This is a genomic window from Micromonospora sp. NPDC051296, from assembly GCF_040682255.1.
In the GTDB taxonomy this organism is placed as follows: domain Bacteria; phylum Actinomycetota; class Actinomycetes; order Mycobacteriales; family Micromonosporaceae; genus Micromonospora; species Micromonospora craterilacus.
Genome location: NZ_JBFBAO010000255.1, coordinates 1 through 10457 on the forward strand (window position 1 = coordinate 1; position 10457 = coordinate 10457).

A 10457-nucleotide genomic window follows, 5' to 3' on the forward strand; every position below is an offset into this window, starting at 1 on the left:
GCGAAGCCGGACCGGGCCAGCCGTTCGCGGGTCGGTGCGTCCATCGGCAGCGCGATCTTCCCCGCGCCACTCCACCGCACCGGAACCCGACCCGTCCCGAGCCGTCCGGTGTCCCACCGCTACCGCCGCCGCGTACCGGCGAGGGTCCGGCGGTGGCCCGGGCCGCGGCGGTCGTCCCTCCCGCCGACCCGGCCGGACCTCGGCCTGCCGACCCGGAGGCCCGGTGGCCCTCCGACCCGGAGACTGTGGACGCCGACCGGCCCGAGGACGACCTGCTCGGCACCGGTACGGAACCACGCCGGCAGGGTCACGGGAACCAGCGGCTGCGCGCGATCATCCTGGCGGTGGTCAGCGTGGTCCTGCTCGGCGGCGTACCGGTGTTCTTCGGCCTGCAGGCAGCGAACCGGGACCCGGTCTTCGCCTCGCTGGACGAACTGGACGTACCCACCTGGGCCGCGGCCCAGCCGGTCGACGACGTCAGCGGCAGCCGCTGGTGCCTGCTCGACTGCCGGCTGCGGGAGCGCACCGTCAACTCGGATCGGTCGCCGGAGGAGACGGCCCCGGTGTACGAGGCCGCGCTACGCGAGGACGGCTGGCAGCCGTGGACGCCGAACTACTGCCCCGAGCAGGAGGAGAAGGGCAGCTACACCTGCTGGCGGCGGGACGAGTTGACCCTCGACCTCTGGGTCCGGGCGCCGGCCTGCGTACCGCCGCCGGTGGACGGCGAGCCGGCGGTCGTGCCGTCGCCTGATCCGGATACCGCGGCCGAGGAGTGCGCCGGATCGTTGGTGTCGGTGAAGGTCCGCAACGCGATCGACGACGAGCGGACCAGACCACAGCCGAGCACCGACCCGTCACTGACCGGTGTGGACCCATACCCGACGTTGGAGGAGGACCCGTTGGGCGAGTTGACGCCGTCACCACCGTCCTGAGCCGATCGTCATCACGGACGGTAGGGTCTGGTTCTGGTGGCGCGCGCACTATCCGCCGATCCTCGGCGGGCCACCGGGCGGTTGGCGTGGGCGAGGCGGTCGTGCGTCTCGGGGATCGTGCGGTTCCGGGACACTGGTTGAGGAGGACAGGCGTGGGCTTTTTGGAGGTCGCGGCGTTGATCGCGGCGATCGCGTTCGCGATGCTGGTGCTGATCCTGACGCTGCCCATCCTGCGGCTGAGGCACACCGTGGACGCCACCACCCGGATGATCAACGACCTCAACGACCGGACCGGCCCGCTGCTCGGCGACGTGAACACGACGGTACGCAACGTCAACGTCACGCTGGAGCAGGTGCAGACGTCGCTCGACGGCGTCAACCTCCAGCTGGCCAAGGTCGACACCATGACCAGCCACGCGCAGAACATCAGCGCCAACGTCGCCAACCTGGTCGCCGTCGTCTCCGCCGCCGCGGCCAACCCGCTGGTCAAGGTGGCCGCCTTCGGCTACGGGGTGCGCAAGGCTGCGGCCGCCCGCCGGCACGCCGATACCGAGCGCGAGGTCCGGGACACCATTAAGCAGCAGCGGCGCGCCGCCCGGCGCGGGAACCGCTGACCGGCGGCGGAGGTACGAGCATGAAGCGGCTGTTCTGGCTGGGCATCGGGCTCGCCGTCGGCGTGGTGGTGGTCCGCAAGGCGACCCGTGCCGCGCACGCGTACACCCCGGCCGGCATCGCCGACAACCTGTCACAATCCGCTGGCGGTCTGGCCGAGGAGCTGCGTAGCTTCGTGGCGGACGTACGTGCCGGGATGGCCGAGCGGGAGCAGGAGATCCACGAGGCGTTCGCCCATGGTGAGGCGTTCGACGACCAGTTCGCCGAGCTGCGCGGTGAGCCGCGCCTCGGCGACAGAGACATCTTTCCGGAGGAACACCAGCGATGAAGACGGCGGAGATCAAGCGGCGGTACCTCGCCCACTTCGAGGCGAACGGCCATGCCGTGGTGCCGTCCGCTCCGCTGCCCGCCATCAGCGACCCGAACCTGTTGTTCGTCAACGCCGGCATGGTGCAGTTCGTCCCCTACTTCCTGGGTCAGCAGACTCCGCCGTTCTCGCGTGCGGTGAGCGTGCAGAAGTGCATCCGCACGCCGGACATCGACGAGGTCGGCAAGACCAGCCGGCACGGCACGTTCTTCCAGATGAACGGCAACTTCTCCTTCGGCGACTACTTCAAGGACGGGGCGATCCCGTTCGCCTGGGACCTGGCCACCAAGTCGGTCGAGGCGGGCGGGTTCGGGCTGGATCCGGAGCGGATCTGGGCGACGGTCTACCTCGACGACGACGAGGCGTACGACATCTGGCTGCGTACCGGGGTGCCGGCGGAGCGGATCGTGCGTCGGGGCAAGAAGGACAACTTCTGGTCGATGGGCATCCCGGGGCCGGCGGGCCCCTGCTCCGAGCTGTACTACGACCGGGGGCCGGAATACGGCCTCGAAGGCGGCCCGGAGGTCGACGAGGACCGTTACCTGGAGTTCTGGAACCTCGTCTTCATGCAGTACGAGATCGCGGACGTGACCAGCAAGGAGCACTTCCGGATCGTCGGTGAGCTGCCGAAGAAGAACATCGACACCGGCATGGGCCTGGAGCGGATGGCTTCCATCCTGCAGGGCGTCGACAACCTGTACGAGATCGACGAGGTCCGGCCGATCCTGGACCGGGCGGCCGAGCTGACCGGCAAGCGGTACGGCGCGCACTCCGGCCACGCGGCCAACCAGTCGCACCCGGACGACGTGCGGCTGCGGGTGATCGCCGACCACGTGCGTACCGCGCTGATGTTGATTGGCGACGGGGTGACCCCGAGCAACGAGGGCCGGGGTTACGTGCTGCGGCGGATCATGCGCCGGGCGATCCGGTCGGTGCGGCTGCTCGGCTGGCAGGACCGCGCGCTGCCGGAGCTGCTGCCGGTGGCCCGGGACTGCATGGCCCCGTCGTACCCGGAGCTGGCCGCCGACTTCGACCGGATCTCCGCGTACGCGTACGCGGAGGAGGACGCGTTCCTCGCCACGTTGCGCGCCGGCACCACGATCCTGGACACCGCGATCGCCGAGACCCGCACCGCCGGCGGTGCGGCGCTGTCCGGGGAGAAGGCGTTCCAGCTGCACGACACGTACGGCTTCCCGATCGACCTGACCCTGGAGATCGCGGCTGAGCAGGGGCTCAACGTCGACCAGGACGGCTTCCGCCGGCTGATGGCCGACCAGCGGTCCCGGGCGAAGGCCGACGCGCAGGCCCGCAAGACCGGGCACGCCGACCTGTCCGCGTACCGGACGGTGCTCGACGCCGGCGGGCCGGTGACCTTCACCGGCTACACCGAGGTGGCCCGCGAGTCGACGGTGCGGGCGGTGCTCGGCACCGACGGCCCGCGTGCGGCGGCGGTCGAGGGCGACACGATCGAGCTGGTGCTGGACACCACCCCGTTCTACGCCGAGGGCGGTGGGCAGCAGCCCGACCTCGGCATGATCACGGTCGGCGGGGGTCAGGTCGAGGTCCTCGACGTGCAGCAGCCGGTGCCGGGGCTGATCGTGCACCGGGCCCGGGTGCTCCGGGGCGAGGTACGCGCGGGGGAGACCGGCTACGCCGAGATCGACACCAGCCGCCGGCGGGCCATCTCCCGGTCGCACACCGCCACCCACCTGGTGCACCAGACGATGCGCAACTTCCTCGGCGAGTCCGCCACCCAGGCCGGCTCGCTGAACGCCCCGGGCCGACTCCGGTTCGACTTCAACACCGCCACCGGCGTCGCGCCGAGCGTGCTGCGTGACGTGGAGCAGCAGGTCAACGAGGTGCTCCTGGCCGACCTGGAGGTGCACGCGTTCGTCACCTCGCTGGAGGAGGCGCGCCGCATCGGTGCCATGGCGCTGTTCGGCGAGAAGTACGGCGACCAGGTCCGGGTGGTCGAGGTCGGCGACTACGCCCGTGAGCTGTGCGGCGGCACCCACGTGGCCCGCTCCGGCCAGCTCGGCCTGGTCAAGATCCTCTCCGAGTCGTCCATCGGTTCCGGCGTACGCCGGGTCGAGGCGCTGGTCGGCATGGACGCGTTCAACTTCCTGGCCCGCGAGCACCTGTTGGTCGCCCGCCTCGCCGAGCTGTACCGGGTTCCCTCCGAGCAGGTCGCCGACCGGGTCGAGCAGACGGTGACCCAGCTGCGCGACGCCGAGAAGGAGCTGGAGAAGCTGCGCGCCCAGCTCGTGCTCGGCGGCGCGGCGGCGTTCGCCGCCGGGGCCAAGGACGTGCGCGGGGTCGCCTACGTCGGCATCGAGGCGCCCGAGGGCGCGGCCGGCAACGACGTACGCACCCTCGCCCAGGAGATCCGCGGCCGGATCGACCCGGCCCGGCCGGGTGTGGTCGCCGTGGCGGCCCGGGCCGGCGGCAAGGCGTCCCTGGTGGTGGCGGTCAACCCGGCCGCCCGCAGCCGGGGCCTCGCCGCGAACGACCTGGTCAAGGCTGCGTTCTCCGGGCGCGGCGGCGGCAGCCCGGATCTCGCCCAGGGCGGCGGGCGGCCCGAGTCGGAGGTGCCGAACCTCCTGCTGACGGTCGAGAAGGCGGTCGCCGAGGCGTGAGCGGGCGAACCATTCGGCACAGCAGCCGGGCGCCTCGCGCCGCCGTGGGGCGGAGCGAGACGGCGGCGTGAGCCACCAGCGAGGCGAGTCAGGGCGGGCCGGATCGGTCCGCCCTGACGCGTCAACGGGGAAGGTGACGGGGCGTGACTGAGTTGTCCCGGGGCGTACGGCTCGGCGTGGATGTCGGCCAGGTCCGGGTCGGGGTGTCGCGGTCGGATCCGCACGGGGTGCTCGCCACCCCGCTGGTCACCCTCGCCCGGGACCAGAATCCCAGGCCAGACGCGGTGCCGACAGACATCGCCGAGCTCGCCGCGCTGGTCGCCGAGCACGAGGCGGTGGAGGTGGTGGTCGGCCTCCCGGTCAACCTCGCCGGCCGACATGGGCCCGCGGCGGAACACGCGAAGGCGTACGCTCAACTACTGGCCGATGTGATAATGCCTGTTCCGGTGACGCTGACCGACGAGAGGATGTCCACGGTCGTGGCGAGCCGTAGGCTTGCCGAACGCGGTGTCCGGGGGAAGAGACAACGCGCGGTGGTCGACCAGGCCGCCGCGGTGGAGATTCTGCAGAGCTGGCTGGACGCGCAGCGGAGGCGGACGTAATGATCGACGATCTGGATCTCGGGTACGACGAGCAGGATCGGGGGGAGAAGGGCCGGCATCGCCGGGGCCGCAAACGCGGTGGCCGCTCCGGCGGCGGGCGAGGCAAGACCGTGCTGGCCCTGCTGCTGGCGCTGGTGCTGCTCGGCGGCATCGGCGGCGGCGCCTTCTACGGCTTCGAACGGATCCAGAACTACTTCGTCACCCCCGACTACGACGGCGCGGGCACCGAAGAGGTCACGGTCCAGATCCCGCAGGGCGCGTTCCTGGCCGACATGGCCGTGGCGCTGTACGACGCCGGTGTCATCAAGAGCACCAAGGCGTTCATCCAGGCGGCCGAGGACAACTCCCGTAGCCGCAACATCCAGCCCGGCACGTACAAGCTTCGCAAGGAGATGAGCGGCGCGAACGCCCTCGCGGCAATGCTCGACCCGCAGAACCGCATCATCAACGGGATCACGATCCCCGAGGGGCGCACCGTCAAGAGCATCTTCAAGCTGCTCAGCGAGAAGACCGACATCCCGGTCAAGGAGTTCGAGGCCGCCGCGAAGGACCCGGAGAAGCTCGGCGTACCGGACTGGTGGTTCAAGCGCAACGACGGCAAGAAGGTCACCAAGTCCATCGAGGGTTTCCTCTACCCGGATACCTACGAGATCCCGCCGGACGCCACCGCCGAGATCATCCTCGGGCAGATGGTCGACCACTTCCTCACCGTCACCGGCGAGATGGAGTTCGCCGATCGGGTGCAGAAGGAACGCGGCGGGATCAGCCCGTACGAGGCGCTGATCGTGGCGTCGCTCGCCCAGGCCGAGGCCGGCACCAAGAAGGACCTCGGCAAGGTCGCCCGGGTCGCCTACAACCGGGTGTACCGAGGTGGCTTCGACTGCGGCTGTCTGGAGATGGACGTAACGGTCAACTACTACCTGGAAATGACCGGCCAGAAGACCAAGACCTCGGCCCAGATGACGCAGGACGAGCTGCTCGACACCAAGAACCCGTACAGTCGCAAGCTGCGCGGCATGATCCCCACTCCGATCAACAACCCCGGCAAGGACGCGCTCGAAGGCGCGATGGATCCGCCCAACGGAGACTGGGTGTTCTTCGTGGCCATCGACAGGGAGGGCAACTCCGCCTTTGCCGAGACCTACGCGGATCATCAGAAGAACGAGGCCAAGGCGCGGGCGGCCGGGATCATCGGGTGATTCCGTACGACAGGACCCCTCCTCGGGATTGAGAAGGGGTCCTGTCGGTCAGGCAAGCTGACGCGAACTCAATGGCTGGTGCCCGTCCAGGTGTTCGTCCGTGGGTTCAGAAATTGCCATGTACCGGTGCTCTTGTTCTGCCGTAGACCGAACGCGCGATTCCACCCGTAATAGAAGTAGCCGGTGTGCGTGCTCGTGTCGTGGGCAGTGCTTCGGTTGACGGCTCCGTGGGCCTTCGTCCAGGTCTGCCTTCCGACGACGCCGTCCACTCCGATGGACTTGTTGCGCTGCCAGTTCCTGGTATGAGTGTTGGTGTTCGATCCGAAATCGCCGTCGATGAAGCTGCTACCCACGGTGCCGGTCAAGTCGTCGGCCCAGACGATGGCCTGCCAGAATCGCACGAGGTCGCCGTACCGTACGCACGAACTGCTTGAGCACAGCACGTCATTGCCCGACCAGTTTCCGGTCGCGCTGTGCGCGCGTGCCGGAACAGCGGTCGCCAGGCTGATGCCGAGCACCATGAGTAGCGAGATGATTGCGCGAGAGAGTTGTCTTCTGGTCATGAGGAACCCCCGGTGTCGTCTCAATTACCCAGAGCGAACATCGTGTCAGGTTGATCCGTGGTCGTCAACATGACAAGGAGGGGAGATCTCCTGCCGGGTCGTTGACGCAGGCTGTTGAATGAGTCATGGGACAGTTGTTTTGGCTGGTCGAGGAGCTCCATTGGTCGTGTCAACGCACAAGGCGGCGGTGTTGGGGAAGCCGATCGCGCACTCGCTCTCCCCGGTGATCCACAACGCCGGCTACGCCGCCGCCGGGCTCGACGGGTGGTCGTACACCCGGATCGAGTGCGCGGCGGCGGAGCTGTCGGATCTCGTCGCGGACCTGGGGCCGGAGTGGGCCGGGCTGTCGGTGACCATGCCGGGCAAGGAGGCGGCCCTTGAGGTGGCCGCCGAGGTCTCGCCGGTCGCCGCCGTCGTGGGCGCGGCCAACACACTGGTACGCCGCCCCGACGGCTCCTGGTACGCGGACAACACCGACGTCAGCGGCATGGTCGAGGTGCTGACCGAGGCGGGCGTACGCGAGGGCGCGACGGTCACCGTGCTCGGCGCGGGTGGCACCGCCCGGGCGGCGCTGGCCGCGGCGGCCCGGCTGCACGCGGCCGGGGTGACCGTGGTGGCCCGCCGCCCGGCGGCGGTCGCCGAGCTCGCGCCGGTCGCGGACGCCCTGGGGCTGGCCATGACCGCCGCGTCCTGGTCGGAGGCGCCCGCCCTGGCCGGCGCCGACCTGCTGATCTCCACGGTGCCCAAGGGCGCCGCCGACGTGTTGGCCGGCGTCGTGCGCTGGCGGCCGGGCAGGGTGCTCTTCGACGCGATCTACGACCCCTGGCCGACCCCGCTGGCCGCCTCCGCCGCGGCGGCCGGGTGCCGGGTCGTCTCCGGTCTGGATCTGCTGCTGGCCCAGGCGATCGGCCAGTTTGAGCAGTTCACCGGCGTCTCCGCCCCCCGCGCCGCGATGGCCGCCGCCCTCACCGCCGCCCGCGCCGGCTGACCATCCACGCCTCCTGCAAGAGCCAAAAAAGTTCGGCCGGTGATGTCGAGAACCCGTGCCTGGCTCCGTCCCCGTGGTGAAGGTGACCAGAATGGGTCGCACCAGCACCGAGGAGAATCACGATGGCCAAGTATTTGCTGCTCAAGCACTACCGGGGCGCTCCGGTTGCGGTCAACGACGTGCCCATGGACCAGTGGACGCCGGAGGAGATCTCGGCGCACGTGCAGTACATGAACGATTTCGCGGCCCGGCTCGAGGGGACCGGCGAGTTCGTCGACGGTCAGGCGCTCGCCCCGGAGGGGACGTTCGTCCGGTACGACGGGGAGGGGCGCCCGCCGGTCACCGACGGCCCGTTCGCTGAGACCAAGGACCTCATCGCCGGTTGGATGGTGATCGATGTCGACAGCTACGAGCGTGCCATCGAGCTGGCCGGGGAGCTGTCGGCCGCCCCGGGCGCGAGCGGAAAGCCGATCCACGAGTGGCTTGAGGTGCGTCCGTTCCTGACTGAGCCGCCCACCATCACGGAGTGACCGGTCAGATGGACGAGGCCCTGCTCCGGAGCCTCACGCCGAGCGTGCTCGGGGTCCTCGTCCGCCGCGGAGCCGACTTCGCGGCGGCCGAGGACGCCGTGCAGGACGCGCTGGTCGAGGCGGTGCGGGTCTGGCCGGCCGACCCGCCGCGGGACCCGAAGGGCTGGCTGGTCACCGTGGCCTGGCGCCGGTTCCTCGACGCGACCCGGGCGGACGCCGCCCGCCGGCGGCGAGAGGACCTCCTCGACGAGGAGCCGACGCCCGGGCCCGCGGTCGCGGTGGACGACACGCTTGCGCTGTACTTCCTGTGCGCGCACCCGTCGCTGACGCCGTCATCCGCGGTCGCGCTCACGCTGCGCGCCGTCGGTGGGCTGACCACCCGCCAGATCGCCCAGGCGTACCTGGTGCCCGAGGCGACCATGGCGCAGCGCATCAGCCGGGCCAAACGCACCGTCTCCGGGGTGCGGTTCGACCAGCCCGGCGACGTCGTCACCGTGCTGCGCGTCCTCTACCTGGTCTTCAACGAGGGCTACTCCGGTGACGTCGACCTCGCCGCCGAGGCCATCCGGCTCACCCGGCAACTCGCGGCCGCGATCGACCACCCCGAGGTGGCGGGGCTGCTCGCCCTCATGCTGCTCCACCACGCCCGGCGCGCCACCCGGACCGCGCCCGACGGTAGCCTGGTGCCCCTCGCCGAGCAGGACCGCAGCCGGTGGGACACCACGTCGATCGCCGAGGGCGTCGACATCCTGCAGGCGGCCCTCGCCCGCGACCGGCTGGGCGAGTTCCAGGCCCAGGCCGCCATCGCGGCACTCCACGCTGACGCGCCCACCGCCGGCGAGACCGACTGGGTGCAGATCGTCGAGTGGTACGACGAACTCGCGCGCCTCACCGACAGCCCGGTCGTACGGCTCAACCGCGCAGTGGCCGTCGGCGAGGCCGACGGACCACACGCCGGGCTGGCGGCGCTCGCGGCGCTGGACAAACCACTGCCCCGCCACACCGCGGTGGCGGCATATCTGCACGAACGCGACGGCGACCTGGCCACGGCGGCACGCCTGTACGCCGAGGCAGCCCACAAGGCCGCCAACCTCGCCGAACGCGATCACCTGACCCGCCAGGCCGCCCGCCTCAACGCCCACCGTCGCCGCTGACAGCCGGTCGCGGCAACTTCCGCGTCTGCCGAGCGGGGTGCGCTTCGGAGATCAGCTGTCCGTCCTGGTCATGAGGGTGATGCCGAGCAGCAGGTGCTGCCATCGCCGCACCGGGCGGTAATCCTCCTTGATCCGGTCGCGTTTGGCGGGTGCCATGTCCTTGAGCGGATCAAGGGAGTTGTCGGCGCGGATGACCCAGATTCGGGGTGGCGTGCCGAGGCATTCGGCGTTGGGACATTCGGTGGCGAGAAATCGGCCGTCGGTGCGCTGGGGTGCGGTCCGCAGTACGTCGGGCGGGCGGGGAGTCGGCAGGTACCGCTCGTAGATGTCTCGTGGTGACCACGGGATGCTGTAGTGGGTGTCGGGAAAGACGACGACGTCGCCGGGCTGGTAGCGGGGGCCGATGATGTCGGCGATGCGGATGGACGCCTGGGTGTGGCCGGCCTCGGCGCGCACGTTGACGTGATTGGGGTAGGCGAAAACGGCGGCGAGGGCGAGGGCTACCACGGCGTGGACGCGGCCGAATCGGGCGACGGTGAACGCCGCGAGGACCGCCAGCGCCGGCAGAACGACGAGGACGTACCGGGCGACCCAGACGGGCAACTGGGTGCCGGCGATGAAGAGCACGCCCATCGGTACGAAGGCTGCGGCGGCGATGGCGACGCGCTGTGGGGTGCGTCGGATGCCGAGGACGGCGAGGGCCAGCACGAGTCCACCGATGGCGGCGGAGTGGAAGAGCCGTTCGGGGATCATCTGCAGCGCGTACAGGTCGATCGGCTTGATCCAGGAGACCTGGGCGGTCTGCCCCGAACCCCACACCGACAGCGTCGCTGCCGGTAGCACGCCAATGGCTGCCGCCACCGCCCACCGCCGG

At 70.4% G+C, this 10457-nt stretch carries 11 protein-coding genes; 9 read left to right on the forward strand and 2 right to left on the reverse strand.

The window, feature by feature from the left end:
- The first annotated feature begins 272 nt into the window (after window positions 1-272).
- The 6 genes from AB0M52_RS23610 (at window position 273) to mltG (ending at window position 6348) form a co-directional block, all read left to right on the forward strand.
- Window positions 273-932 (forward strand): hypothetical protein, encoded by a 660-nt coding sequence (locus AB0M52_RS23610; protein WP_363957474.1) that lies wholly within the window; start codon window positions 273-275, stop codon window positions 930-932.
- 152 nt (window positions 933-1084) lie between these two features.
- A complete protein-coding gene (locus AB0M52_RS23615) occupies window positions 1085-1546 on the forward strand; it encodes a DUF948 domain-containing protein (protein WP_363957447.1) in 462 nt (153 codons plus the stop codon).
- Window positions 1547-1566: 20 nt separating this feature from the next.
- Complete coding sequence (locus AB0M52_RS23620) at window positions 1567-1872, forward strand: hypothetical protein (RefSeq protein WP_363957450.1); 306 nt, start codon at window positions 1567-1569, stop codon at window positions 1870-1872.
- The gene (alaS, locus tag AB0M52_RS23625; RefSeq protein WP_363957453.1) at window positions 1869-4547 is read left to right on the forward strand and encodes an alanine--tRNA ligase; all 2679 of its coding nucleotides are present in this window, start codon (window positions 1869-1871) and stop codon (window positions 4545-4547) included. The genes AB0M52_RS23620 and alaS overlap by 4 nt, the downstream gene beginning before the upstream one ends.
- Window positions 4548-4690: 143 nt before the next feature.
- Complete coding sequence (gene ruvX / locus AB0M52_RS23630; protein ID WP_363957456.1) at window positions 4691-5149, forward strand: Holliday junction resolvase RuvX; 459 nt, start codon at window positions 4691-4693, stop codon at window positions 5147-5149.
- On the forward strand, window positions 5149-6348 hold the full coding sequence (gene mltG / locus AB0M52_RS23635; RefSeq protein ID WP_363957459.1) for an endolytic transglycosylase MltG: 1200 nt from the start codon (window positions 5149-5151) through the stop codon (window positions 6346-6348). The genes ruvX and mltG overlap by 1 nt, the downstream gene beginning before the upstream one ends.
- Window positions 6349-6416: 68 nt before the next feature.
- Here the strand turns inward: mltG and AB0M52_RS23640 are convergent, their stop codons facing one another.
- Window positions 6417-6869, reverse strand: a complete 453-nt coding sequence (locus AB0M52_RS23640) for a peptidoglycan-binding protein (protein ID WP_363957462.1) — start codon at window positions 6867-6869, stop codon at window positions 6417-6419.
- A 160-nt stretch (window positions 6870-7029) separates the two neighbouring features.
- On the opposite strand from AB0M52_RS23640, the gene AB0M52_RS23645 reads away from it, so the two are divergent.
- From AB0M52_RS23645 to AB0M52_RS23655, 3 genes are all read left to right on the forward strand, one after another.
- A complete protein-coding gene (locus tag AB0M52_RS23645; protein ID WP_363957465.1) occupies window positions 7030-7899 on the forward strand; it encodes a shikimate dehydrogenase in 870 nt (289 codons plus the stop codon).
- Between the two features lie 122 nt (window positions 7900-8021).
- On the forward strand, window positions 8022-8429 hold the full coding sequence (locus tag AB0M52_RS23650; protein ID WP_363957468.1) for a YciI family protein: 408 nt from the start codon (window positions 8022-8024) through the stop codon (window positions 8427-8429).
- A gap of 8 nt (window positions 8430-8437) precedes the next feature.
- Window positions 8438-9583 carry a DUF6596 domain-containing protein gene (locus AB0M52_RS23655; RefSeq protein WP_363957477.1) on the forward strand — a complete coding sequence of 382 codons (1146 nt, stop codon included), beginning with the start codon at window positions 8438-8440 and terminating at the stop codon, window positions 9581-9583.
- A 51-nt stretch (window positions 9584-9634) separates the two neighbouring features.
- On the opposite strand, the gene AB0M52_RS23660 is transcribed toward AB0M52_RS23655, so the two are convergent.
- On the reverse strand, window positions 9635-10457 hold an 823-nt coding region (locus tag AB0M52_RS23660; RefSeq protein ID WP_363957471.1), incomplete at its 5' end, for a hypothetical protein.

Bases quoted from the DNA above. Each gene is read 5' to 3' on its own strand.
- AB0M52_RS23620 (WP_363957450.1), top strand. From the start codon at position 1,567: ATGAAGCGGCTGTTCTGGCTGGGCATCGGGCTCGCCGTCGGCGTGGTG.
- alaS (WP_363957453.1), top strand. From the start codon at position 1,869: ATGAAGACGGCGGAGATCAAGCGGCGGTACCTCGCCCACTTCGAGGCG.
- mltG (WP_363957459.1), top strand. From the start codon at position 5,149: ATGATCGACGATCTGGATCTCGGGTACGACGAGCAGGATCGGGGGGAG.
- AB0M52_RS23640 (WP_363957462.1), bottom strand. From the start codon at position 6,869: ATGGTGCTCGGCATCAGCCTGGCGACCGCTGTTCCGGCACGCGCGCAC.
- AB0M52_RS23645 (WP_363957465.1), top strand. From the start codon at position 7,030: ATGAGTCATGGGACAGTTGTTTTGGCTGGTCGAGGAGCTCCATTGGTC.
- AB0M52_RS23650 (WP_363957468.1), top strand. From the start codon at position 8,022: ATGGCCAAGTATTTGCTGCTCAAGCACTACCGGGGCGCTCCGGTTGCG.
- AB0M52_RS23655 (WP_363957477.1), top strand. From the start codon at position 8,438: ATGGACGAGGCCCTGCTCCGGAGCCTCACGCCGAGCGTGCTCGGGGTC.